Origin of the sequence: Bradyrhizobium sp. AUGA SZCCT0160 (assembly GCF_018130105.1) — a bacterium.
GTDB lineage: Bacteria > Pseudomonadota > Alphaproteobacteria > Rhizobiales > Xanthobacteraceae > Bradyrhizobium.
In genome coordinates this window covers 220,445-246,131 of record NZ_JAFCMD010000009.1, presented here as the reverse complement: position 1 = coordinate 246,131, position 25,687 = coordinate 220,445, and the positions used below count along the sequence as shown (strand labels likewise).

Sequence of the window (25,687 nt, the reverse complement as noted above, 5' to 3'; positions counted from 1 at the left end):
GTCGGCGCGCAGCGCCGGGTGGGGGCTCTCTCCTCACCAAGAGTCTGACTCATGGCACCACCCCCGCCCCAGCCCTCCCCCGCAAGCGTCCCGCAAGCGGGAGAGGGAGCGCAGCTCCGTCGCGGTTGCGACTTCGCATCAAAAAAACGTCAGGATTTCTCCGCCTTCTTCGGCCGCGGCGGTCCCTCCACCGGCGGCAGCGATTTCAGATATTCCGCCATCGCGGTGCGGTCCTCCGGGGACAATTGCGAGGTGTTGCGGATCACGCGCGTCATCAAGCCGCCGGCGGTATCGCCGTCGGGCGTCTGCCCGCTCTCGAGGAAATAGGAAAAATCCTTCGCGCTCCACTCCGACATCCGCTTCTGGGTGATGTTGGGGACCCAGCCCTCGCCTTCCGGATTTGGTCCGCCGGCAAAGCGTTGCGCGTCGATGATGCCACCGAGAAAATTGCGCGGGCTGTGGCACTCCGCGCAATGCCCGAGGCTGTTGACGAGATACGCGCCGCGATTCCATTGCGCCGATTTGCTGGCGTCCGGCACGAACGGCTTGCCGTCCGTGAACAGGAATTTCCACACCCCGACATTGCGGCGAATGTTGAACGGAAACGGCACGTCATGGTCGCGCGTCTTGCCAGCCACCGGTGCCAGCGTCTTCAGATAGGCAAAGAGATCCCTGACATCTTCGACCTTCGTATGTTCGTAAGACGCGTATGGAAACGCCGGAAAATAATGCAGGCCCGACGGCGACGTGCCCTTGAGCATGGCGGTGACGAAATCGGCCTCGCTCCATCGTCCGATACCATCGTTGGGATCGGGCGAGATATTGGGAACGTTGAAGGTGCCGAACGGAGACGGAATTGGCAATCCACCGCCGAGCTTGAGGCGGTCGGGCTGGTTCGGCACGGCATGGCAGGACGAACATCCGCCGGCATTGAACGCTGTGAGGCCGTTGGCGAGGTTAGGCTTGTAGGCGGGCAATGAACTCGCCGCGACCACCGCCGGTACGGTCAGCCACCAGAAAATGCCAAGCCCGGCGACGGCGGCCAAAACGGCCAGAAGGAACAGTCGTTTCAGCATTCACCAATCCGTCATCGGGCGTTTTGATATGGCGGCCAGTATGTACGCAATTTCAGCCGGAAGCTTCCACGAAATTACGACGACTCTAGGCCGGTTCGGCAACAAACCGCCGCTGATCCGCGCGGCGAAATCCGCGGCCAGCTGGTGAGTTTCACACGACGATGAAGCAGGCTTCATACCCAGGTGATGAAGTCCACTTCACACCGAATTGATAAGCGAGGTAAGCGTTCGCGCCCGCGAATAAGAAAGAGGCCGGACACATCACGCGTCCAGCCCCTTCCTGTCTGGTCAACCGAAGGGCTAGCCCTTCTTGAGACGGTAGGTCTCGTGGCAGGCGCCGCATTCCTTGCCGATGCCGGGGAAATTCGCTTTCAGCGAGTCGAGGTCCTTGATCTTGGCCTTGGCCTCGGCCACCACCTTGGTAAAGCTGGCGACCTTGGCGTCAAAGCCAGCCTTGTCTTCCCAGATCTTTGGCGAGGGGGCGTAGTCGCCCTCCCATTTGGCGTCCTTGACGCTGGCGGGGAACATGGTCGGGAGCTTCTTTGCGGTATCGTTGAGCTGGGTGAGCGCGGCATCGACCGCGGCCTGATCGTAGGGCTTTTCGCCCTTGAACATCGGGCTCAACACGCCGCCGAGGTTCTTTCCGTTGGCCTTCATGACGTTCTGGGCATCCTTGACGGGATCCTGCTGCGCCACGCCTGCGCCAACACTGAGCAACAGTGCTCCTGCAACCACCAAAACCCGTTTCATTCGCTAGACCCCTTTTTTATGACACAGACCGGGCCGCGGTCACCGTGGACCTCGCCCGGCCTGATAACACCATAAACTTAGAATCATTCCAGCTGCGACAAAATATCAGAGGTTATGCCGGCGCTGGGCCTCCCGGATCGCGATCCAGACCCGCTCGGCGGTCGCCGGCATGTCGATGTGGTCGATCTTGTACTCGCGCCACAGCCCCTCGACGATCGCATTGACCACCGCCGGGCAGGAGCCGATCGCACCGGCCTCGCCCGCGCCCTTTACGCCCAGCGGATTGGTGGTGCAGGGAACGTTGTGGGTTTCGAAGTGGAAGGACGGGCCGTCGGCCGCGCGCGGCATCGCATAATCCATGAAGGTGCCGGTGACGAGCTGGCCGTCGCTGCCGAACACCGCCTGCTCCATCAGGGCCTGGCCGATCCCCTGCATGGCGCCGCCATGGACCTGGCCGGCCAGCAGCAGCGGATTGAGCGTCACCCCGAAATCGTCGACGATCACGTAGTTGACGATCTTGATGATGCCGGTGGCCGGATCGATCTCGACTTCGGCCAGATGGGTGCCGTTCGGGTAGGTGCCGTCGGCCTGGTTGAAGGTCGCACTCGCGTTCAGCTTTGACGGATCGACATCAGGACGTTTGGCCAGATCGGCGAAACTCACCGAGCGGTCGGTGCCGGCGATCCGGATTCGGCCGTCGCTGATCTCGAGGTCGGCAGCGCTGGTTTCCAGCGCTTCGGCCGCGATCTCCTTCAGCTTACCGCCGAGGTCGTGGGCCGCACGCTGCACGCTGACGCCGCCGGTCGGGATCGAGGCCGAACCGCCGGTGCCAAGGCCTGTGGCGACGCGATCGGTGTCGCCCTGCACGATGTGCACGCGCTCGGGCGGCAGCCCGAACTGTTCGGCGATCAACTGCGCGTAAGCGGTCTGATGGCCCTGCCCGCTCGACTGGGTGCCGATCAGGATGGTGACGTCGCCGTTGGGATCGAGCGCCACGTTGGCGGTTTCATCGCCCATGGTGCCGCAGATCTCGACATAACTTGCAAGGCCAATGCCGCGCACCAGCCCGGCCTTCTTGGCGGCCTTGGCGCGCTTGGGAAATTCCTTCCAGTTGGCGACTTCCATCGCGCGCTTCATATGCGCGGCGAAATCACCGGAGTCGTAGACCTTGCCGGTGATGGTCTTGTAGGGCAGCGCCTTCGGCGGGATGAAATTCTTGCGCCTGATCGCATCGGGCGTCATGCCGAGCTTTCGCGCGCAGGCGTCCACCAGCCGTTCGATCACGTAAGCCGCCTCGGGGCGGCCCGCGCCGCGATAGGCATCGACCGGCACGGTGTTGGTGAACACGGTGCGGACGCGGCAATGGAAGATCTGGATATCGTAGAGGCCGGGCAGCATGCCGGCGCCGCCGTGCGGAATGTAGGGACCGAAGGTCGACAGATACGCGCCCATGTCGCCCATCAGGTCGACGTCCATCGCCAGGAACTTGCCGTCCTCGGCGAGCGCCATCTTCGCGACCGTGACGTTGTCGCGCCCCTGCGCGTCACCCACGAAGTGATCGGAGCGGTCGGCGGTCCATTTGATGGTCTTCTTCAGCCGTTTCGCCGCGACCGAGATCAGCGCATATTCGCGGTACGGAAACAGTTTGGTGCCGAAGCCGCCGCCGACGTCGGGGCAGATCACCCGCATTTTTTCCAGCGGCATCTTGAGCACCATGCCGCCGATGATCTCGCGCAGGCGATGGCTGCCCTGGCTGCCGATCGTCAGCGTCAGATGATCCTTCTTGGCGTCGTATTCGGCGACCGCCGCGCGCGTTTCCATGAAGTTGGTGATGACGCGCGGATTGACGATCGACACTTCGGCGACCGCATGCGCTTTTGCAAACGCAGCCTCGGTTGCCGCCTTGTCGCCGATCGGCACGTCGAACAGCAAATTGCCGGCATGATTGGGCCAGACCTGCGGCGCGCCTTTCTTGACGGCGTTGACAAGGCCGACCACCGCCGGCAGCGGCGTCCAGTTGACCTCGATCGCCTCGATCGCATCGCGGGCATGGTCGATGGTGTCGGCGACCACGAAGGCGATGGAATCGCCGACGTGGCGGACTTCATCCCTGGCGAGGATCGGGTACGGAGGTCCGGTGAACGGATCGACTTCGAAATTGAACAGGCACGGCAGATCGCCGAGATCCTTGACGTCGTCGGCGATCAGCACCGCGGCGACCCCGGGCATGCCGCGGGCCTTGGCGACATTGATGGTGAACTTGGCGTGCGCATGCGGCGAGCGCAGCATCAGCGCATGCAGCGCGGGAGACGGCGAGACGTCGTCGGTGTAGCGGCCCTTGCCGCGAATGAGCGCATCGTCTTCCTTGCGGCGGACGCTATGACCGACGCCGAACTTGATGGGAGCTGCCATCGTATCTCCAATAGCCTGATTGTTTCGCGCCATATTGGCGTGGTTCGCCGCCAAGCGCAAACGGGTTTAGCCGCGGATCAGCGAGAAAATCCAGCCTCTGCCGAACAGGACGAGGATCGAAACACCATAGACAAAGATGCCGCTCACCATAAGTAACAGCAATGCGAGTTCGTCGCGGAACGAGCTCATTTGCGCGAAATAAATGGTGGCGAAACGCGCGGTCAACCAAAGGGCTATGGCAAGCACGATGCCAGATATCGCGAACTTGGCGAGCGATCTGAGCCACTCGCGGTCCAGTTCGAGAAATCCTCTTCGCACTGCAAAACCAAGTACCAGCAGCAGATTGACCCAGGCGCCGATGGCGGTTGCGAGCGCGAGACCGATCTGGGCGAGCGGCCCCATCAACGCGACTTTCAGGGCGACGTTGACGGCAACGCCAGTCAGCGCCGCCTTGACCGGCGTCGCGGTGTCCTTGCGGGCATAGAAGGTGGCGACCGCGCTGCGGATCATCACGAAGGGAATGAGCCCGACCGCATAGGCCGCCAGTGTCGCGCCCGCGGCTGCGGCATCGGCTTTCGAGAACGCGCCACGCGCGAACATCGCGCGCATGATCACGTCAGGCACCGTGAGGAACGCGGCGACGAACGGTATCGAAAACAACAGCGTGAAATTGAACGCCCGCCGCTGCGCCTTGGCGGCGCCGGCATCGTCTTGCGCCGCCAGGCGCCGCGACAATTCCGGCAGCAACACCGTGCCGATCGCGATCCCAATCACGCCGATCGGCAACTGGTTGAGGCGGTCGGCATAATACAGCGCCGACAGCGCGCCGGCGGCGAGAAACGTCGCGATGATGGTGTCGGCGAACAGCGCCACCTGTGTTCCCATCGAGCCGATGGTCGCCGGCCCCAGCGCGCGGAAGAAAGCGCGGACATCATTGTCGAGCCGGGGCATGCTGAACTTCGGCAGGATGCCGTTCTTCGCCGCGTCACCCGCCAGCAGCAGGAATTCGAGGATGCCGGCGATCAGGACGCCCCATGCGGCGGCATAGCCGGCGCCGGGAAAGAACGCGGCCAGCGCCAATGTCGCCATCATCGACAGATTGAGAAAGATCGGCGCCGCCGCCGCACTGGCAAAGCGATGCATGACGTTGAGCATGCCGCCGTACAGCGTCACCAGCGTGATCAGCAAGAGATAGGGAAAGGTGATCCGCGTCAGTGCAATCGCCAGTTCGCCGCGCGCCGGATCGTCGGCAAATCCCGGCGCCAGCAGGCCGATCACCTGCGGCATGAACAGCCACGCCACCACGAGCAGCACGACCTGGGCGCCGAACAACAGCGTGAAGATGCGATCGGCGAACAGTTTTGCCGAGGTTACGTTCTGCCCGTGAAGATGGGCATAGGCCGGCACGAACGCGGCGTTGAAGGCGCCTTCGGCGAAGATGGCGCGAAAATGATTGGGCAGGCGCAGCGCCACGAAGAACGCGTCCGCGACCGGCCCCGCACCGAGGATCGCCGCGAGCATGATGTCGCGCGCAAAACCGGTCACGCGCGAAAGAAGCGTATAGCCGCCGACGGTGAAAATGCGCCCAAGCATGAGCCCGCTTCTAGCGCATATTCGGTTCTGATTGCATCAGAACCGAGAACTATATTTGTCTCGACGCGCCTTCTTCACGCGAATGCTATTCGCCAAATCAGGACGAAAGCGCGCCGCGCACCGCCTCGATAACGCGATCCTGCGTCGCCTCGTCGAGATAGGCGTGCATCGGCAGGCTGAGAACCTCCCCGGAAAGTCTTTCACTAATCGGCAGGCCGCCTTGGGCCACCGGGAAGTTCCGGTAGGCAGTCTGCTGGTGCAACGACTTCGGATAATAGATTGCCGTCGGAATTCCCTGAGCTTTGAGTAAAGCAGCCACATCATCGCGGACGCCGCCTGGAAGGCGAATCGTGTATTGCGCCCACACAGAAGTACAGTTCTGACGCACGCGAGGCACGATCACCATATTGCCAAGCCCCGCACTGTAACGTTTGGCAACAGCATCCCGAGCTGCGATCTCGCCCGGGAATATCTTTAGTTTTTCAATCAGGATCGCCGCCTGAATAGTATCGATGCGCGCCGTAAGGCCTAGCCTGACGTTATCATACTTGTCGGATCCCTGGCCATGCACGCGCACACTTCGCAAGGTATCCGCCAGCTCCGCATCATCGGTAAAGATCGCGCCTCCATCGCCATAACAGCCCAGCGGCTTGGCGGGAAAGAAGCTGGTCGCGGTTGCAAGACCGAACGTCCCCAGCGGTTGTCCCTTGTACGAAGCGCCAAAGCTCTGGGCAGCATCATCGAGGATGAACAAGTTCTCCGCTTCGGCGACCTCGGCAAGCGCGTCATGGTCGGCCGGCTGCCCAAACAGATCGACCGGAATAATCGCCCTTGCCTTGAGTCCCATTTTCTTCGCTACGGAGATCCCGTCCTTCAACGAAGCGATGTCGATGTTGAAGGTTTCCTCGTCTACATCCACGAAAATCGGGGTCGCGCCAAGAAGTGCAACGACTTCTCCCGTCGCACAGAAGGTAAATGACGGGCAAAGGACGGCGTCGCCTGGTCCAACTTTCCTGGCGAGCAAGACCATCAGCAATGCGTCGGTGCCACTCGCGCACGCCACCACGTGCTTCGCGCCGCAAAAAGCCGCGAGATCCGCCTCCAGCCGAGCGACTTCCGGCCCGTTGATGAACTGACAATGTTCCAATACGCGCGCAACGGCATCATCGATGCGGCTTCCAAGACCGCGCCGCTGCGCAACGATGTCAGTGAACGCGATGGGTTGAGCTAGCACATGTTGGTTCATGTAATCCTCTCATTGATAGGTCCGGCTGGTTGCCGGTCAAGATCAGCCGGCGACGCGGCGTGGACCCTTGCGCGCGGAGGAAGCCGCGGGCCGGGCCGGCGCTTCGAGGCAGCGGATCGCAATTTCGAGGCTGGCCACGCCCTCGTCGCCGGTAACCGCCGGCACATTGCCTGACCGGACGGCATCAAGGAACGCGATCAATTCGGCGCGCAGCGGCTCGTCATGGCCGACCGGCAGATGACGCATCGAATAGCTGCCGTCGGGCTTGAAGCCGAAGCACTCCGTCACCTGACGCGTCAAGAGGTCGCCCATCACATATTTGCCGCGGGTCGCGACCGTGACGTTGCGCGCCTTGAACGGCGTCAGCCAGTTGGTGTTGATATGGGCGAGCACGCCCGAGGCGGTGCGGAACTGCAGCAGCGCGATGTCCTCGCGCTCGGCGATCGCGCTGGAGAGCTGCGGCTGCACCTCGACGATGTCGGATTCGGTGAACCAGCGGATCAGGTCGATATCGTGCACGGCCAGATCGATGACGACGCCGACATTCGACATCCGCGGCGGAAATGGCCCGACCCTGGTGATGCCGATGGAAAGGATGTCCTCGCCCGAGATCGCCTGCTTGATCGCCGCAACCGCCGGATTGAAGCGCTCGACATGGCCGACCATCAGCGTGACACCGGCGCGCTGCGCAGCATCGACGATGTCCCGCCCCTCCTCGACCGTGGGCGCAATCGGCTTCTCGACCAGAATATGGATCTTGCGCGCGATGCAGGCGAGCGCGACCTCATGATGCAGATGGGTCGGGGCCGCGATCGTGACCGCATCGACGCCCTCGGCCAGCAATTCTTCGAGACCCTCGAAAGCGCGGCAGCCTGCGAGTTCGGTGGCGCGCAGGCGATGCTCCGGCAGCGGGTCGACGATGCCGACCAGCGTGACGCCGGGCAGCCCCGCCAGCACGCGGGCATGGTTGCTGCCCATCACGCCGGCACCGATCACGCCAACGCGCAAGTCAGGCGTGGCGCCGGCTTTCACATCCGACCCGGACCCTTTGGAACTCATATTGTCGACCCCAACAAACCAATCCCCCAGTACTGCCCCGGCGGTTCTCTAGCACGCCGCCACAAATGTGGCGAACGCCATCCTCGCTATCCGGACACGTTTTGATTCAAAGAGTTACAGCCCAGAAACACTGAGAGAAGCGCATTGGCGGGGCTCATCGGGGGCTTAGGCCACCGCAATATGGAGGAATTAAGTGCTTCGGCCGAGGCTGTGGGAGCCCGTCCTGCCTAACCGCCGGACAGGCTTTCCCGCAGCCGTATGACCTGAGGCCGCAACTGCTCGCAGGCGAGTTCGCGCTCGAATCGAACCACATCCTCGCGTGACTGGCTGGCGCGTAGCTTGGCCAAGGTGGCCCTCTCCTCGTCACAGCTTCGGACCTGGACAATCGGCGCGGGCTGCGCCGGCTTCGCCCCTGATGGCGCGGACTGAGCGGATTGAAGGGTTGGCGGATTGGCCGCAACCGACGGCTCGTCCGGTTTCGCCACTTCCTTCGCGATTTCCTTGGGCAGGCTCTCGCGCAGCCGCACGATTTGCGGGCGCAACCGCTCGCAGCTGAGGTCACGCTCCAGCGCGGCCAGATCGGCGTGCGAGGGATTGGCGCGGATCTTGGCAAGCCTGGCTTCGTCCTTTTTGCATTCGGGTGCCGGTGCGACAGTCGCAACGGCGACCTTCGGTTCCGGCGGCTTCGGGGCGGCTTCCTGTTTCGGGGCGGCCGGCGGCGGCGGTGGCGCAATAACCAAGGCCGGCGGCGGGGCAATTTTTTCAACGACAGGCTTGATCTGGGCAGCGATGGCCGGCGCCGCGTTGGCGACCGCCGAGAGGCTTTCCCGCAACCGCAGGATCTGGGCACGCAATTTCTCGCAGCTCAGGCTCCGTTCCAATTCGGTGACCGCCTCGATCGACGGGTTGCTGCGCAACTGCGCCAGCATGGCGCTGTCGCGATCACAGGGATCGGCAGGCGCCGGCGCGGCGTCAGTCGGCGGCAGCGTCCGGATGTCGGTCGATATGCCGGCGAGCGACGGACTGGTCGGCTCCTTCCGATCGATCGCGGCGATCTTGGTCCGCGCCTGCTCGGCCAGCAATTGCGCAGCCTCTTCACGCAGCTTGCGCTCCCGCTCGGCCGCGAGCTTCACGCGTTGCTCTTCCTGGGCCTTGGCGGCTTCCCGCTCCTTGCGCTCCTTCTCGGCCACGAGCCGCAAGCGCTGCTCTTCCTGCGCCTGCGCGGCCTCGCGTTCCTTGCGAACCTTCTCGGCTGCCGCCTGCGCGCGAAGGGTCTCCTGCTTGCGCAGCGCTTCTTCCTGCTCGGCCAATTTGCGCATCATCGCTTCGCGTTCGGCCTTGCGCTGCTCTTCCGCAAGCCTTGCCGCTTCCCGCTGACGGGCCTCCTGGTTCTGGCGTTCGCGAATGGCGGCCTCGATGCGCTGGATGCGGTTTTGCGCCTCCGGCACGTAGCTCGACGTCGAGAACTTGGCGATGAAGTCCTGCAGCACCGCGGGATCGGGCGAGTCCTTGATCTTGTCGAACGCGATCCGGTCGGTCTGGTTGAGGTAGTAATTGCTCAGCAGCGACACGTAGGTTTCCGGGCGCTGGCGGCCGCCGGTCTGGGCGTTGACGTCGGCGGCGACGCGGCGGAACAATTGTTCGATTTCGAGGCCGGGCTCCTTGAGCCGCTTCAGGAAGGCGCTGGTGAACGGGCTGTTGCGGCCGTCGCCGTCGGCGGCGACTTCATCCGCCGCGGTGGAATAGGCCACCACCATGCCCTGGGCCTTGTCGATCTTGGCGAGCCCGCCGCGCACCGCATCGATGGCGCGGCTGTCACCGGACTTCTTCTTGCGGCGAAGCGCGTTGACGATCGGATTGTTGCGGCACGCATCGAGGATCACGATCTTGACGCCGTCGCCGCGGTCGAGCGCGGCGCGCACGTCGTCGAGCGGCGTCATCTGGTAGCGGAAGCTGATCTCGTCCTCGACTTCGGCGTCGGTCGGCATCAGGAAGTTGCGGCCCTGATACTGGACGGCATGACCGGCGTAATAGAACAGCGCGGCGTCGGCGTCGGTCGCCAGCCTGGCGAATTTGGCCATGTTCAGGTCGAGATCGCGCTTGTTGGCGTCGATCGCCTGCAACACTTCGAAACCGACCCCGCGGAGTGCCGCGGCAACGTCCGTGGCGTCGTTCTTCGGATTGGCCAGGAACAGGCTCGCATTGCTGTAGTTCGAGTTGCCTACAACCAGCGCAACGCGCCGGTCAGCCTTCGCAACGCTGATCGAACAGGTCAGCAGCACGAGACTATACAGAGCTGCAATCCAGATCGGACGACGTGTGCTCATATCAGGCTCCGGAACTGCCCCCTTTAGTAATAGCGACGATATTTGCGATACTTCCTCTTCGCAGGCGGACGACCGTTGGCGGTGACCGTGACCGTGATCGGTTCCGACAGCAACGGCGGATCGTGCGGGATGTGGAGCTCGTCGGCGAGCAGCAATCGCAGCGTATGCTTGCCGAGCGGCAGCGTGATCTTGGCTTCGGTCTGGCCGGCCCCGAAATGCAGATGATTGAAGTCGGCGGGAATCGGCAGGTCGAGGTTCGGAACGTCGGTATCGATCAGCAAATGGTGGTGACCGGTGTTGACCTTCTCGAAGCCGGCGGGTGCAACGCCCATGCCGATCAGGCCGAAACGGATGACCGGGTTCGGCGTGACATAGCCGCGATTCTTCGGAAAGACGAAATATACCTTGGCGCCTTCAGGAGATTTTTTGCGGCCCGCGCTGGCGGGGGTTGTCGTGGCGGGCGCCGCGGCAGATGCCGACGCCGCAGGCACCTGGGAGGCCGCAACCACGCGAATCTTGATCCGCTCGGAGATCACCGGAATCGTATTCGGAATGTGGTCCTTGTCGCCCAGCACCAGCTGCAGCGTGTGCTCGCCTTCCGGCAAGGTCACTTCGGCCTCGGTTTGCCCCGCGCCAAAATGCAGATGATTGAAGTCGCTCGGGATCGGCTGATCGAGCGGCGGCAGCTCGGTGTCGATCAGCAAATGGTGGTGTCCGGCGTTCGCCTTGTCGGAGCCGGCGGGCGCGACGCCCATGCCTTTGAGGCCGAAATTCACGGTGAAGGTGGTCGGTACCGTCTGACCATCCTTGAGGCCAACAAAGTAAACCGCTGCACCCGGGGGAGAGGGATTGGGACCACCAACCGGCTTTTGTTGTCCGTGGCTCGGTCCGATCGTTCCTGCCAGCATCAAAAGCGAAACAGCAATTCCGGTCGATACTTTCGAGAACACGCGCACACCTCCTAAAATCAGACAGGCCGGCTGCCAAAATCTCAAATAACTCAAGAACTGAAATGCGTCTGTGAAATAGTACACTGGATTTGCGCCATTGAATATCGTCCCCTGCCCTCAGGCGGACCACACCCTTGCGCCCAAGCTCTCGTCGATTTGATTATGGAATGAGGCGAGCTGGAGTATTATAATACCACCAAACTAACTGACGATAGCGACACTGCGACTTTTGATTTTATGGAGTGTTGCGGGCACGATGGACCGACAGGCGGCGCGCGGGACGACCGGCGCAATTGAGGCCGAGGGTACGATGTTCAGATTTTTTGCTTTTTTGATATTTCTGCTCGCGGCCGGACCGGCCGCCGCCCAGTCGGCCGCACCGCCCGAACCGGGCGAGCTGTTCCGAGATTGTCCGGATTGCCCGGAAATGGTGGTGGTGCCATCAGGCGAGTTTGACATGGGCGGCAAGGACAGCCCGTACGAGGCGCCGCAGCACCGGGTCACCATTGCCAAGAACTTCGCCATCGAACGGCGCGAAACCAGTTTCGCCGAGTGGGATGCGTGCGTCTCGGACGGCAAATGCAGGCACCGGCCGGACGATCGCGGCTGGGGTCGCGGCGATCAGCCGGTCATCGACGTGAGCTGGGAGGACGCCAAGGCGTTTGTTCTGTGGCTGACGCAGAAGACCGGCCGCAACTACCGCCTGCCAAGCGAGGCCGAATGGGAGTATGCGGCGCGGGCCGGCACCACGACCACCTACTGGTGGGGCAAAGAGGTCGGCAAGTCGAACGCCAATTGCGACAATTGCGGCGACTCGCTGCGCCGGACGATGCGGACCGGATCCTACCGGCCGAACGGCTTCGGGCTCTACGACACATCCGGCAACGTCTACGAATGGGTCGAGGATTGCTGGAACGACAATTACAAGAATGCGCCCAAGGACGGCTCCGCCTGGACGCAAGGACAATGCCGCCAGCGCGTGCTGCGCGGCGGATCGTTCGCCAACAAGGCCAATACGGTCACCTCGGCGGCGCGTTACCGCTACGATCTCGACGTGCGCTATTTCGCCAACGGTTTTCGCGTCGTGCGGGACGTTCAGTAGTCCTTCGGTTCTGCTTCGATCAGAACCGAGTTTGCGCCAGGGACAATAAACCCGCTTTCTCGGTCACGTCTTTTTTGCTCTTTGACGGTTTGTTCAGGCGCCACCTCATGACGCCATTCCTCGCATTGATACTGTGGTCGTCGATCTGCCGCTCGCGGCTGGAGCTTTCTTCCGCAGCAATATTGGTGCTTAATCCCGTCATGGCGTTCACGATCAGACAGCTTCAGTTCTTTGTCGCGGTGGCCGAGGCCGGCACGGTTTCCCATGCCGCGCAAGCGCTGTCGATCTCGCAATCGTCCGTCACCGAGGCGATCAAGGAGCTCGAGGCCGATCTGAACGTCAAGCTATTTGAGCGTCACCCGCGCGGCCTGTCTATTACCCACAAAGGCCATCAGCTCCTGCGCCACGCGACGCGCATCCTGACGGATATCTCCGATGCACGCAGGAGCTTCTCCGAGCAAGCTTCGAACCGTGGTGGCCGCCTACAGCTCGGCGTTACCTCGCTCGTCGCCGGCTACGTGCTCTCGGATCTTCTGGCGCGCTATCGCCGTGCGTTTCCGTCGGTTGAGGTCCACGCCATCGAAGACAACGGCGACTACCTCGAGCACCTCTTGATCGGCGGCGAACTGGATGTTGCCGTCATGGTGGTGTCGAACCTGCGCGACCGCCTCGCAATCGACGCCGAGATCGTCGAAGTCTCGCCCTATCGTTTGTGGCTGCCGCTCGGACATTCACTTGCAAGCGCCGACAGCATCGCGCTTGCAGACATTCTCTCTGAGCCCCTTATCATGCTGACAATTGATGAGGTGGAGGAAAATACGGGCAAACTGCTCGCCGCATTCGGAACCCGCCCCAAGATTGCTTTCCGCACGCGATCCGTCGAGGCGGTGCGCAGCCTGGTCGCCACGGGCGCCGGACTCGCACTGCTGCCCGATCTTGTCTACCGGCCCTGGTCTCTGGAAGGCGATCGCATCGAGTCGCGCGACGTCTCCGGCTCACTGCCGGCAGTTCAAATCGGCATGACGTGGCGGCGCGGGTCAGGTCTCACGCAAAATGCGCGCGACTTCATAGGCATAGCGCAAGGCCAGCGCAGCGCACGGCAGCGACCATAACGGCACGCTATCGGAAAAAGCGAAACCCGCCCTCTGATAAATGAATTTGCGAAAGCTTGCATTTCCCGACACGCTCTGTGCGAGGACCGTGCTGCCTCGAAAATGCAGCCGCCTGGACCTGGGAGGTGTTGATGAAGTCGATACTCGCATTGCTGAGTGGCGTTACGTTGACGCTGGCGCTTGCGAATCCATCCGCGGCGCAAATCAAGGAAATCGGGAAGGCCGAAGGGCAACTTACCATCGTCGCCTGGCCGGGCTATATCGAGCGCGGCGAGACCGACAAGAAGTTCGATTGGGTCACAAAATTCGAGCAAGCTTCCGGTTGCAAAGTCAATGTAAAGACCGCCAACACCTCCGACGAGATGGTGGCGTTGATGAATGAAGGCGGCTTCGACCTCGTGACCGCATCTGGCGACGCCTCATTGCGGCTCGTTGCCGGCAAGCGGGTGCAACCGATCAATATCAGCCTCATCAAGAGTTGGGGAACAATCGACGAGCGCCTCAAGAAGGCGCCTTGGCATACGGTCGACGGCGTGCACTACGGCGTTCCCTACATGTGGGGGCCGAACGTTCTGATGTACAACACCAAAGTCTTCAAGGACCCGCCGAAGAGCTGGAAGGTGGTATTCGAGGAGATGGCGTTGCCGGATGGCAAACCGAACAAGGGGCGCGTTCAGGCCTATGACGGCCCCATCCACATTGCAGACGCGGCGCTCTATCTCATGACGCACAAGCCCGATCTTGGCATCAAGAGCCCTTATGAGCTGAACGACGCGCAGTACAAGGCCTCGCTCGAACTCTTGCGCGCACAGCGCAAGCTGGTCGGCCGATATTGGCACGATGCCTTCATCCAAATCGACGATTTCAAGAACGAAGGCGTTGTCGCGTCGGGCTCGTGGCCATTCCAGGTCAACCTGCTCAAGAGCCAGAATCAACCGGTCGCATCGTCGATCCCGGACGAGGGTGTCACCGGGTGGGCCGACACGACCATGATGCACGTCGACTCACGTAATCCGAACTGCTCATACATGTGGATGGAGCATTCGCTTGCATCCAACCTGCAGAGCGACCTCTCGGCCTGGTTCGGGGCCAATCCGGCGGTTCCGGCGGCGTGCACGGACGGACGCGGAATGCAGACCAAAGAGGGCTGCTCGACAAATGGCTTCGACAACTTCTCGAAGGTTCGCTTCTGGACGACGCCAACAACGAAATGCGCGACGCAGGGCGACAAGTGCGTGCCCTACTACCGCTGGGTCTCGGACTACATCGGCGTCATCGGAGGGCGTTGAAGCCTGATGCCGCGGTGCAAGTCCGCAGCAAAGGTGGCCAGGCGCGACGAACCCTTAAGGGTTGCCGCGACTGGCCACGAGATCTCAAGCGCGTGCTGGCCACCGACGGGCGCCGTAGGCCGAGCGCCGGATCATACAAGCAACGCGGGCAAAGCATGATCGCCGCCGTTTCATTCGAGAACGTATCGCGCCATTTCGGCAGCGTAAAAGCGGTCGACTCGGTCGACCTGGAGGTACAGCCCGGCGAGTTCTTCGCCATGCTCGGGCCATCCGGGTCGGGTAAAACCACCTGTCTTCGCCTCATCGCTGGTTTCGAACATCCAACCGCGGGCGCCATCTCGATCTTCGGCGAACGCGCCGAGGGCGTTCCGCCGTATCGGCGCAACGTCAACACCGTGTTCCAGGACTACGCACTGTTCCCGCATATGAATGTACTGGACAATGTGGCCTACGGACTGAAGGTGAAAGGTGTCTCCAAGACAGAGCGGATACGGACTGCGGAGGACGCGCTGGCGCTCGTCCGCTTGCCGGGCTACGGCACGCGTAAGCCTGGGCAGCTTTCCGGAGGGCAACGCCAGCGTGTTGCGCTCGCGCGTGCGCTCATCAACCGGCCCAAGGTTCTGCTGCTGGACGAACCGCTTGGCGCGCTCGACCTTAAACTGCGCGAGAACATGCAGGAAGAGCTGAAGGCGCTGCAGAAATCGCTCGGGATCACTTTCATCTTCGTAACGCATGACCAGGGCGAAGCTCTGTCGATGGCGGATCGCGTCGCAGTCTTCAACGATGGTCGCATCATGCAAGTAGGCACGCCGCAGGACATCTACACTCGCCCGGCTTCCCGGTTCGTGGCCGATTTCGTCGGCTCCTCCAATGTTGTGCCGCCGGACTTCGTCAAACGGCATTGCCAGCGTGACGGCTGGGGAAGCCTAAGGCCGGAGGCGATCCGCGTGAGCACCCAGGCCAACGGCAAGGGCATCCCGGCGCGCGTGGTGTCGGTGAGCTATATCGGCGCGGCGACGCGCCTCGGATTGGACGCGGAAGGATTGCGGCTGCATGCGACGGTACCGGCCGGCGTGACCGTGCCGGAGCAGGGAGCGGACGTCGTCCTTTCCTTTGGCGCCAACGCGCTGCATGTGATGGAGGCCGACGTATGAGCGATACGGTTGCGCTGAGCGATCGGAGCGCGCCGGCGGTTCTCACCGCGCGCAACGGCGTGCTGGGCGCCCTGTCCGATCTCTTCTGGCGCAAGCCAAAGCTGCTGCTGTTTCTCATGCTGCTGCCGCCGGTTCTGTGGCTCGGCATTGTCTACCTCGGCTCGCTGTTTGCGCTTCTGCTGCAGAGCTTCTTCTCGATCGATGAATATTCGGGGATGATCAAGCGTGAGTTCACGCTGAAAACCTACGGCGAACTGCTGCAGCCCTCCAACCTGGACATCATGATTCGTACCGTCGTGATGGCCACGCTGGTGACGATCGCATCCGCCGTCGTCGCGTTTCCGATCGCCTACTATGCGGCCCGGTATGCCCGCGGCAAGTGGAAGGCATTGTTCTATCTCGGAATCATGCTGCCGCTGTGGTCGAGCTATCTGGTCAAGATCTATGCCTGGAAGCTCATCCTCTCAAAGGAAGGCATTCTCAACTGGGCTCTTGCAAAGCTGCACCTGACGAGCCTGCTCGAGGCTTGGCTGGCGCTGCCGATCGTCGGCGGCAACTCGTTGTCGGTGTCGTCCACGGGCACGTTCATCGTTTTCGTCTATGTCTGGCTGCCTTTCATGATCTTGCCAATCCAGGCGTCACTTGAGCGCATTCCCGTCAGCCTCATTGAGGCGTCGGCCGATCTGGGAGCCTCGCCAGGGCGTAGTTTCTGGAACGTGATCTTCCCGCTGGCGTTGCCGGGCGTCGCCGCAGGATCGATCTTTACGTTCTCTCTGACGCTTGGCGACTACATCATTCCGAAAATCATAGGCACCTCGCACCTGTTCATCGGGCAGGCTGTCTACGCCCATCAGGGAACAGCCGGAAACATCCCGCTCGCCGCCGCATTCACTGTCGTGCCGATCGTGGTCATGGGCCTCTATCTGTGGATGGCCAAGCGCATGGGGGCGTTCGATGCGATCTGATCGCAAAGCATCCGCGCCGTTCGGGCTGAAGGTGGCGACCGCCTGCGGCCTTCTGTTCTTGCACGTGCCGATTCTCCTGATCTTTGTGTACGCATTCACCACTGAAGACAAAACCTACCAATGGCCGCCGCCCGGCTTTACGACACAGTGGCTCGGGGTAACCTGGAATCGGCCCGACGTTTGGGAGGCGCTGACGGTGTCCGTGAAAGTCGCGGCGATCGCAACCCTGATCGCGATCGTGCTCGGAACATTGTGCGCTGCTGCGGTGAGCGGCTCGCGCTTTTTCGGCCGCGAGGTCATATCACTCCTCATCATCCTGCCGATCGCGTTGCCCGGCATCATCACCGGCATCTCGTTGCGGTCGGCCTTCTCGCTGATGGATATTCCGTTCTCAACGTGGACCATCGTGCTCGGCCACGCCACGTTCTGCGTGGTCGTCGTCTACAACAACGCGGTCGCGCGCTTCCGCCGCACGTCCGGCTCGCTGATCGAGGCATCGTACGATCTCGGCGCCGACGGCTTTCAGACCTTCCGCCATGTCATTCTGCCGAATATCGGTACGGCGCTGCTCGCGGGCGGGATGCTGGCCTTTGCGCTGTCGTTTGACGAGGTGATTGTCACCACCTTCACGGCTGGGCAGCAACAGACACTGCCGATCTGGATGCTGGAAGAACTCGTGCGGCCGCGTCAGCGGCCGGTCACGAACGTGGTGGCGATGGTTGTGGTGCTCGTGACGCTGATCCCGATCGTCGCCGCCTACTACCTGACGCGCGAGGGCGATCAAGTCTCGGGCGCGGGCAAATAGAAAATGCAGAAAGGAGACTGGGCTATGGATATGGCGATGCTGATCGGCTCGAAGCTCGAAAAGGGAGCCGAAACCGAAGAGCCGATCTTCAATCCGCGCACTGGAGAGATTGTGCTGCAGATGCCCGAGGCCTCGCTGCAGCAGATCGAGGCCGCAATCCTTTCCGCCGAGAAAGCGTTTGCGACCTGGTCGCGCACGACACCTGCACAGCGCTCGGCCTATCTCTTGCGCATCGCCGACCGTATCGAGGCAGAGGCTAACGAGTTTGCCAAGCTCGAGGCGCTCAACTGCGGCAAGCCGATCAACGCCGTGCTCAACGACGAACTGCCCGCGATCGTCGACTGCTACCGGTTCTTCGCCGGCGCAGTCCGTACCATGCCCGGGGCAATCGCCGGAGAATATCTCGCAGGCTTCACGTCGATGATCCGCCGCGACCCGATCGGCATCGTCGCATCCATCGCGCCGTGGAACTATCCGCTGATGATGATGGCCTGGAAGCTCGCGCCAGCCATCGCCGGAGGCAATACGGTGGTGTTCAAGCCCTCCGAGCAGACGCCGCTGACAGCGCTCAAACTAGCCAAAATCCTGGCAGACATCTTGCCCGAAGGAGTGGTCAACGTCGTGCTCGGCCGCGGCGAGACAGTCGGCAACGCGCTGATCAACCACCCCAAGGTCAACATGATCTCGATCACGGGCGACGTCGCAACCGGCAAGAAAGTGTTGCAGGCGGCGGCAAAGTCGGTGAAGCGCACACATCTGGAGCTTGGCGGCAAAGCCCCCGTCATCGTTTTCGACGATGCCGATCTCGCGGCCGTGGTGACCGGATTGCGCGCCTTCGGCTACTACAATGCCGGCCAGGATTGCACAGCCGCCTGCCGCATCTATGCCGGCAAGGGGATTTACGACAAGCTGGTTGCGGATCTCTCGTCTGCCGTTTCAACGATCAAGTACGATCGCGCGGACGACACCGAAAACGAGATTGGCCCCTTGATCTCGCAGCGTCAGCTCTATCGTGTCGCAAGCTTTGTCGAGCGTGCGTCGGAACTCAAACATGTCGCCATCACGACCGGCGGCAAGGTCGGTGGGGGCCAGGGCTTCTACTACCAGCCGACCGTCGTCGCGGGCGCAGTGCAAAACGACGAGATCGTGCGGCGTGAAGTTTTCGGGCCGGTGGTGTCGGTCACTCGGTTCACAGAAGTCGATGATGCGGTCGCTTGGGCCAATGACAGCGACTATGGGCTGGCCTCGTCGGTATGGACGAAGGACGTGGGACGCGCAATGGCGACTGCGGCTCGGCTGCAATATGGCTGCACCTGGATCAACACACATTTCATGCTGACCAACGAGATGCCGCATGGCGGGGTCAAACAGTCGGGTTACGGCAAAGACATGTCGCTCTACGCATTGGAAGACTACACGGCCGTGCGCCATGTAATGGTCGCGCACGGGTAGTGGCACGGGTTGTTTTGCCTTGGATCCGCACCACCGCCTAGAGGCGGCCGTGTTCCTGATGGCACACTGGCCTGGGCTGTATGTCGGCATCGATGACCAATGCGGCGGTCTCCGCGCGCAAGGGGAATGCGATCTCGCGAGCTGTCGGCGTGACTACGCAGATCTACGCCGACCGCGCCGAAATTCAGAGATTTTGGACATCGAAGGCCGACGCTACGTCGACTTCGCCGGCGGCATTGCCATTGATCCGGCCCGGGTCGCCGCGATTACGCTGCCTGCGATGACGAACGCTGGAATTTCCGATTCCCCAAGCTCAACAAAGGCCTCCAGTCTTCCTTGGCCGCATACCAAATCGTATCTGACGCCTTGCTCGTCCTCCCGCCTAGACTACGTGCGCTGATAATCATCCTCGATGCGGATGATGTCGTCCTCGCCGAAATAGCTGCCGGTCTGGACCTCGATCAGCTCCAGCTGGATCTTGCCGGGATTCTCCAGCCGGTGCACCGCGCCGATCGGGATGTAGATCGATTCGTTTTCGTGCACGGTCTTGACCAGTTCGTTGACGGTGACGCGCGCGGCGCCCCGCACCACGATCCAGTGCTCGGAACGGTGATGGTGCTTCTGCAGCGAGAGCCGCCCGCCCGGCTTGACGATGATGCGCTTGACCTGGTGACGCTCGCCATTGTCCACCGACTGATAGGAGCCCCAGGGCCGGTGCACCTTGATGTGATCTTCGGTCACCTGCGGCGCCACGTTCTTCAATGTGGCGACCAGCCGCTTCAGTCCGTTGGCGTCCTTTTGCCTGGATACCAGCACCGCGTCCTGCGTTGCGACCACCACGAGGTCATCGACGCCTTCGAGTGCGACCAGCGCGCGGTCGGTCGTCACGTTGCAATTACGCGAATCCTCGAACACGGCCGCACCGCGTGCGGCGTTGCCCTGCCCGTCCTTGTCGGACAATTCCCACACCGCATGCCAGGAGCCGACATCGGACCAGCCGCAGGCGACCGGCACCACGGCGGTACGCGAGGTCTTCTCCATCACCGCGTAGTCGATCGAGATCGACTTGGCGGAAGCGAACGTATCGGTGTCGAGCTTGATGAAGCCGAGGTCGCTGCCGGCGTTGGCGACGGAATCGGCGACGGCCTGAACGCTGGCGGTATCGACCTTACGGTATTCGTCGAGCAACACCGCGGCGCGGAACATGAAGTTGCCGCTGTTCCAGAGATAGCCCGATTTGACATAGCCCGCTGCCGTTTCGGCGTCGGGCTTCTCGACGAATTTTGCCACCGCGCGAACCTGCCCCGAGATGACATCGCCCGGGCTGATGTAGCCATATTCGGTGGCGGGACGCTCGGGCTGCACGCCGAAGGTCACGATGTGCCCGGCTTGCGCAGCCGTCAGACCTTCACGGCAGGCGGCGACGAAGGCTGCGGTATCGCGCACCACGTGATCGGCCGCCAGCGCCAGAATGATCGCATCCTTGTCGCGCGTTTGCGCAAAGGCGGCGCCGGCCGCGATCGCAGGCCCGGAATCGCGCCGCATCGGCTCCAGCAGCACGTCGGCCTCCAGGCCGATCTCCGCCAATTGCTCGAGCACCATGAAACGGTAGGCGTTGTTGGTGATGATGACAGGACGCTCGAACAGCGCCGCGTCCGATACCCGGATCAGCGTATCCTGAAACGTCGAACGCGCCCCGAACAAGGGCAGGAACTGCTTCGGATGCACCTCGCGCGAGGCCGGCCACAGCCGGGTTCCAGCGCCGCCGCACATGATCAATGGAATGATTCGTCGGTTCATCGGTGCCTCAAGCTTCGTAGTGATCGCGATACCAGGCGACAAATTTGGCTATGCCGTCTTCGATCGATGTCTGCGGCCGAAAATCGACGTCGCGCATTAGATCGTCTTTACCGGCATAGGTCGTCAGCACATCTCCGGGCTGCGTCGGTAACATCTCTTTTTTCGCCGCGCGGCCCATTGCCCTCTCCAGAACCGCCACGACGAGCAAGTGGCCTTCCGGCCGGTTGTTGCCGATATTGTATTTCGCACAGGCGCGCCGCCGACCTCGACATTCCCGGGCACGTAATCGATCAGCCGCAATATGCCATGCGTCAGTCATCGACATAGGTCAAGTCGCGCTGCATCTCACCATGGTTAAAGAGTTTGATCGGGGTGCCTGCCATAACCGCCTTTGTAAACAGGAAGAATCGCCATATCCAGCCGGCTCCCCGGCCCATACACGGTAAAAAAACCGTAATTCCCTTCACCGGACCCCACTACAGATGGCTCCAGGAATTCGGCATCCATTCTTTGGCCTTTTTCGTCGCTGCATAGAGACTCACCGGATGATCCGTTTTGTCATCGACCGAAAATGGCAATTTGGTGTTGGCATCGTAAACGGAAGATGTAGGCGCATAGATCGGGCGCGCAAACGGCGCTGCATCCGAAACGCGCGTCAGAGTGTCCTGAACAGGTCGAGCGCTTGCCGTGCAGCGGCCGAAACTGCTTCGGCCGAACCTCGCGCGAGGCCGGCCACAACCGCACTCCGGCACGGCCGCACATGATCAGAGGGTGATTGTCGGGTCATGGGCGCCTACCGGGCTCAGATTCTGGATAGTCACGATATCGAAGCGGGCGACGCCCTCGATCGTCGTGAATGGCCTACGTCGCGAGCGGGATCTTCGGCCGGGCGGTATCGGCAGCAGTTCTCGCTTTACCGATTTCCCAGCGCCGCTTCGAGCACCGTTACCACGTGCAAGAGGCCTTCGGCCGATTGTTGCCGATATTGTAGATTTTCCACGGCGTCGCGCTCAAGCTTGAATCGGGCGCTTCGGAGTTCCAGACCGGTGGGGGCGGACCACTCAGGAGGCGAACGATGGCTCGCGCGGTGAAGTCACGCGGCCCCGCCGTTCCACCTCGAATACTCGATTGAATCGACCAGCTCGCGTTAATGGTTTCGATACCGCGCCCTGAGAAAATAACCGTTCGCACACCTGCTCCAGCGACGTTGCCCACTTCCGGTCGGAGCCAGGCGAGCGAATATTGACGCAAACAAAAAGTTCGGTGTGGTAATGTGGCACTGCGGTTTTCGGCCTCGTTGGGCTAGGATAGCAACCTAGATGTGCGAACAATGCGGCAACCCCCTCCATGTGGCCGCCGCAACTGACGGCGGCGTCAGTAGCTTTGCTCCGACTGCAAATCTCGATCCGACACAGGCTGGGGCGCGGATCACCCGTGATAATCTCCACTGGGGCAGCGGATCGTTGGGGACCGCCGTCGGACCAATCACCTTCGGCTTCCGCGCCAGCGCCCCAACCTATAACTCGTCCAGTAACGAAGCAGGCACCTTCAGCCTTTTCACCGCCCAGGAAATGGCCGCCGTCGAATCCACCATGCGAATGTGGTCGAACGTCGCGAATATCTCGTTCACGGAGGTCAACGCCGGGGGTTACACCAACAGCGCGACGATCCTGTTCGGCAACTATCGTTCGACGACCGACGGTGCGCAGGCGTTCGCCTATTACCCATCGTCGAACAATCAGAGCGCCACCAGCTTCCAAGGCGATGTCTGGCTTAACACGGCCTATCAAAGCACGACCAACCTGCGCCCCGGCTCATACGATCTCATTACGATAATCCATGAGATTGGCCATGCGCTGGGGCTCGAGCACCCCGGAGATTACAACGCCGGGCCCGGCCAGACCATCACCTATGGCAACAGCGCGCAATATGTGGAGGATACCCGGCAGTACAGCGTGATGAGCTATTTCAATGCCTCCTACACGGGAGCGAACCACGTCTACAACGGTCAAACGGTCTATGCCTCGACTCCGCTGCTCGACGACATCGCTGCCATCCAGAGGCTTTACGGCGCCAACACCAGTTTTGCCACCGGCAGCACGACCTACGGGTTCCATAGTAATGCCGATGCGGCCTTCCAGCTCACCTCTTCGACCCAACAGGTTGTGTTCTCGATCTGGGATGGCGGCGGCGGTGACACGCTGGACTTGTCCGGGTATTCCTCCAGCCAGCTCATCGACCTTCGTCCCGGGACCTTCTCTAACGTCGGCGCGCTGACGAAGAATGTTTCGATCGCACTTGGCACCGTCATCGAAAACGCCATCGGCGGCGGCGGTAGCGACACCATCTATGAGAACGGCGCCAACAACGTCATCGATGGCGGCGCTGGGACCGATACGCTCATCTTGTCCGGAACAAGCTTCCAATATCTGGCCACGTTCAATCAGAATGGCACCATCACGCTGACCGACGCGCGGGCCGGATCGCCCGATGGCACGGACACGGCCATCAACATCGAGTATTTTCAGTTTTCCGACGGCACGTTTACCGGCGCCCAGCTCATCCCGCCGACAACCCATGCCGTCGTCCAGACCGACTCCGGCAACAATCCCTGGTCATCAATCACAACCATTCTGGACGATCAGAACAGAATCTACGAAATCAACACCGTCTACGACAGCGGAGTGAAGAATTTACATCAATACGATCCACTCAATCGCTACGCCTGGACTGATCTCGAGACGGTCGTCGATGCGCAAGGTCGCACCACGTCGGTAACTTATAATAATGACGACGGCACACATCGTGCGATCGACTTTGACGTAGCTAATCAAGAGCGCTATGCCGACATCCAGGTTCACTATTACAACAATCCCTATCGACCGATCTCCATCACCTATGATTTCGATGATGGAACCCACAAGATCTATGACTATGCGGTGGGAAGCCAAACATCGACGTTGGCTGATATCTGGGAACTGGATGCGCAGAATCGCCGCACCACGGTTATATACCAATATGCTGACAACTCATCGGTGCTGTACGAGTACGACGTTCTCGGACAACAGAGCTACAGCAGCATCGTTTGGAATTTCGACGACACCGGCAGCCGAACCAGCGTGACGTACGTCCAGCGCGACGGCAGCCAGATCGTTTATAACTACGACCCGCATGATCTGTTCTCGTGGACCACAACCGTGACCTACAAGAACGCGGCCGGAAACGTGACGACTTCTCAGGTAAACTACTCGGCCCCGGCCGCCACGGTCTCGTCTGACAGCTTCCACTTCTCCAATCTTGCCATGCCCGCGGCGATGAATGGAAATGCAGCGCTGATCGAGCAATTTGATCTTCTCGTCAACCCTCATGCGGGCCCGGCGGTTTACGAGGCGTTCGACGTACTGGGCGCAGGTCTGGCAGGCGTGCACGTCGACGAATTCAAGTTCGTCCCATCTGAATTCCACCTCGTATAGCCGCCCTCGCCAGCGAGGTGGAAAACCGGTGCACTGGACGTGCGCCGGCCGGAGCGGTGTGGAATTCCTCGTCTTGCAAACCGCGCAAGGTCCAGACCCTCGACCCGGACCCGCCGGATCGGAATCGCAAGTTCCGGTATTCGAAGGTGAGCGCGATTGAACGCATTTGACGCACACCGTCAATTGACGCGACTGCAACCAATATGGCATCCTAGAAGTATGTCGGTAGCCGCCTTGGACCAGAAAAACGCCCGCTTTTGGGATGAGCTGTGCGGCTCGGAGATGGCGAAGCATCTCGGCGTCACGGATAGCTCGCAAGCCTCACTCAAGCGGTTCGACGACTGGTTTTTCGGCCACTATCCGTATCTGCCCCTGCTGATCCCGTTCCATGAAATGGGCGACAAGGATGTACTCGAGATTGGCCTCGGCTACGGAACGGTGGCCCAGCGCCTCGCGGAACGGAGCGGGACTTACACCGGCCTCGACATCGCGCTCGGCCCGGTCGCGATGGCAAACGATCGGCTGCGGCAGATTGGGCGAGACCAGACGGCGCAACAGGGGTCTGTTCTCTCCGCTCCATTTCCAGACGATCGTTTTGATATGATAGTGACGATTGGGTGCCTCCATCACACCGGAGATCTGGCGAAAGGAATCGACCAGTGTTACCGGATGCTGCGCCCCGGCGGACGGCTGATCGTCATGGTGTACAACGCCTATTCGTTCCGGCGTTGGCACGACGCTCCGCGCGCGACGGCTGGGCTGTGGTTGAGTGAACGATTCGGGCACCGCGGCGCGTTCGACACGCGACCGAAGGACCGCGGCATCTATGACGCCAATTTGGCCGGCGAGGTCGCCCCGCATCTCGATGTCGTTTCGGTTACCTCGCTGCGGCACATGTGCCGCCGCTTCGGAAGCTTCAAGGCGATCCGGCAGAACATAACGACGGACTGGCCGTTCCGGCGTCGGACGCGCAATGACCTCCTGCTCACCTGCTGGCCGCGCATCGGCGGCCTCGACATCTACATGACCGCGGTCAAGTAGCGCGGTCCGTACCCTATGGTGCTGGTCCTGGTCAGTACCTACAAAGCGCGCGCCTAAGATTGGCGCCCTACTTTGCTGCGA

Annotated in this window: 19 protein-coding genes and 2 pseudogenes; 10 read left to right on the top strand and 11 right to left on the bottom strand. The window is 61.6% G+C overall.

The features are described from left to right. Nucleotides 1–149: 149 nt before the first annotated feature. The 8 genes from JQ558_RS17255 to JQ558_RS17220 all read right to left on the bottom strand — a co-directional run bounded on the left by JQ558_RS17255 (nucleotide 150) and on the right by JQ558_RS17220 (nucleotide 11,413). Nucleotides 150–1,076, bottom strand: a complete 927-nt coding sequence (locus tag JQ558_RS17255; protein ID WP_212294348.1) for a cytochrome c — start codon at nucleotides 1,074–1,076, stop codon at nucleotides 150–152. Between the two features lie 300 nt (nucleotides 1,077–1,376). Beyond that, nucleotides 1,377–1,826, bottom strand: a complete 450-nt coding sequence (locus tag JQ558_RS17250; RefSeq protein WP_212214723.1) for a cytochrome c — start codon at nucleotides 1,824–1,826, stop codon at nucleotides 1,377–1,379. Nucleotides 1,827–1,931: 105 nt separating this feature from the next. Further along, on the bottom strand, nucleotides 1,932–4,238 hold the full coding sequence (locus JQ558_RS17245; protein ID WP_212294347.1) for a xanthine dehydrogenase family protein molybdopterin-binding subunit: 2,307 nt from the start codon (nucleotides 4,236–4,238) through the stop codon (nucleotides 1,932–1,934). 66 nt (nucleotides 4,239–4,304) lie between these two features. Further along, entirely contained in the window at nucleotides 4,305–5,831 is a 1,527-nt protein-coding gene (gene murJ, locus JQ558_RS17240; protein ID WP_212294346.1) for a murein biosynthesis integral membrane protein MurJ, read from the bottom strand. A gap of 97 nt (nucleotides 5,832–5,928) precedes the next feature. Then, nucleotides 5,929–7,077 (bottom strand): DegT/DnrJ/EryC1/StrS aminotransferase family protein, encoded by a 1,149-nt coding sequence (locus tag JQ558_RS17235; RefSeq protein WP_212214716.1) that lies wholly within the window; start codon nucleotides 7,075–7,077, stop codon nucleotides 5,929–5,931. A gap of 42 nt (nucleotides 7,078–7,119) precedes the next feature. After that, nucleotides 7,120–8,136, bottom strand: a complete 1,017-nt coding sequence (locus JQ558_RS17230; protein WP_212294345.1) for a Gfo/Idh/MocA family protein — start codon at nucleotides 8,134–8,136, stop codon at nucleotides 7,120–7,122. A 227-nt stretch (nucleotides 8,137–8,363) separates the two neighbouring features. Then, nucleotides 8,364–10,463: a caspase domain-containing protein gene (locus JQ558_RS17225; RefSeq protein ID WP_212294344.1), complete on the bottom strand. Its 2,100-nt coding sequence runs from the start codon at nucleotides 10,461–10,463 to the stop codon at nucleotides 8,364–8,366. Nucleotides 10,464–10,486: 23 nt separating this feature from the next. Further along, a complete protein-coding gene (locus JQ558_RS17220; protein ID WP_312014740.1) occupies nucleotides 10,487–11,413 on the bottom strand; it encodes a DUF4399 domain-containing protein in 927 nt (308 codons plus the stop codon). A gap of 310 nt (nucleotides 11,414–11,723) precedes the next feature. Here JQ558_RS17220 and JQ558_RS17215 point away from each other — a divergent pair, with 310 nt between their 5' ends. The 8 genes and pseudogenes from JQ558_RS17215 to JQ558_RS37280 all read left to right on the top strand — a co-directional run. Further along, nucleotides 11,724–12,515: a formylglycine-generating enzyme family protein gene (locus JQ558_RS17215; protein WP_249119596.1), complete on the top strand. Its 792-nt coding sequence runs from the start codon at nucleotides 11,724–11,726 to the stop codon at nucleotides 12,513–12,515. A 200-nt stretch (nucleotides 12,516–12,715) separates the two neighbouring features. Then, entirely contained in the window at nucleotides 12,716–13,627 is a 912-nt protein-coding gene (locus tag JQ558_RS17210; RefSeq protein ID WP_212294368.1) for a LysR substrate-binding domain-containing protein, read from the top strand. A gap of 131 nt (nucleotides 13,628–13,758) precedes the next feature. Beyond that, complete coding sequence (locus JQ558_RS17205) at nucleotides 13,759–14,916, top strand: ABC transporter substrate-binding protein (RefSeq protein WP_212294343.1); 1,158 nt, start codon at nucleotides 13,759–13,761, stop codon at nucleotides 14,914–14,916. A 155-nt stretch (nucleotides 14,917–15,071) separates the two neighbouring features. After that, nucleotides 15,072–16,070: an ABC transporter ATP-binding protein gene (locus JQ558_RS17200; RefSeq protein ID WP_212294342.1), complete on the top strand. Its 999-nt coding sequence runs from the start codon at nucleotides 15,072–15,074 to the stop codon at nucleotides 16,068–16,070. Beyond that, nucleotides 16,067–17,035: an ABC transporter permease gene (locus tag JQ558_RS17195; RefSeq protein WP_212294341.1), complete on the top strand. Its 969-nt coding sequence runs from the start codon at nucleotides 16,067–16,069 to the stop codon at nucleotides 17,033–17,035. The genes JQ558_RS17200 and JQ558_RS17195 overlap by 4 nt, the downstream gene beginning before the upstream one ends. Further along, entirely contained in the window at nucleotides 17,025–17,840 is an 816-nt protein-coding gene (locus JQ558_RS17190) for an ABC transporter permease (protein ID WP_212294340.1), read from the top strand. Before JQ558_RS17195 ends, JQ558_RS17190 begins: the two co-directional genes overlap by 11 nt. Before the next feature lie 24 nt (nucleotides 17,841–17,864). After that, nucleotides 17,865–19,292: a gamma-aminobutyraldehyde dehydrogenase gene (locus JQ558_RS17185; protein WP_212214678.1), complete on the top strand. Its 1,428-nt coding sequence runs from the start codon at nucleotides 17,865–17,867 to the stop codon at nucleotides 19,290–19,292. Nucleotides 19,293–19,384: 92 nt separating this feature from the next. Beyond that, nucleotides 19,385–19,536 (top strand): annotated as a pseudogene (locus JQ558_RS37280) (4-aminobutyrate--2-oxoglutarate transaminase); the annotation flags it as partial. A 143-nt stretch (nucleotides 19,537–19,679) separates the two neighbouring features. Here JQ558_RS37280 and JQ558_RS17180 read toward each other — a convergent pair. From JQ558_RS17180 to cpsB, 3 genes and pseudogenes are all read right to left on the bottom strand, one after another. Next, nucleotides 19,680–21,092, bottom strand: a complete 1,413-nt coding sequence (locus JQ558_RS17180; protein WP_212294339.1) for a mannose-1-phosphate guanylyltransferase/mannose-6-phosphate isomerase — start codon at nucleotides 21,090–21,092, stop codon at nucleotides 19,680–19,682. Between the two features lie 7 nt (nucleotides 21,093–21,099). Then, complete coding sequence (locus JQ558_RS38135) at nucleotides 21,100–21,417, bottom strand: hypothetical protein (RefSeq protein WP_212294338.1); 318 nt, start codon at nucleotides 21,415–21,417, stop codon at nucleotides 21,100–21,102. Between the two features lie 292 nt (nucleotides 21,418–21,709). After that, nucleotides 21,710–21,854: pseudogene (cpsB, locus tag JQ558_RS37270) on the bottom strand (mannose-1-phosphate guanylyltransferase/mannose-6-phosphate isomerase); the annotation flags it as partial. 557 nt (nucleotides 21,855–22,411) lie between these two features. Between cpsB and JQ558_RS17170 the strand changes: the two are divergent. Beyond that, entirely contained in the window at nucleotides 22,412–24,565 is a 2,154-nt protein-coding gene (locus JQ558_RS17170; protein ID WP_212294337.1) for a M10 family metallopeptidase C-terminal domain-containing protein, read from the top strand. Between the two features lie 234 nt (nucleotides 24,566–24,799). After that, on the top strand, nucleotides 24,800–25,606 hold the full coding sequence (locus JQ558_RS17165) for a class I SAM-dependent methyltransferase (protein WP_212294336.1): 807 nt from the start codon (nucleotides 24,800–24,802) through the stop codon (nucleotides 25,604–25,606). The last annotated feature ends 81 nt before the right edge of the window (nucleotides 25,607–25,687 follow it).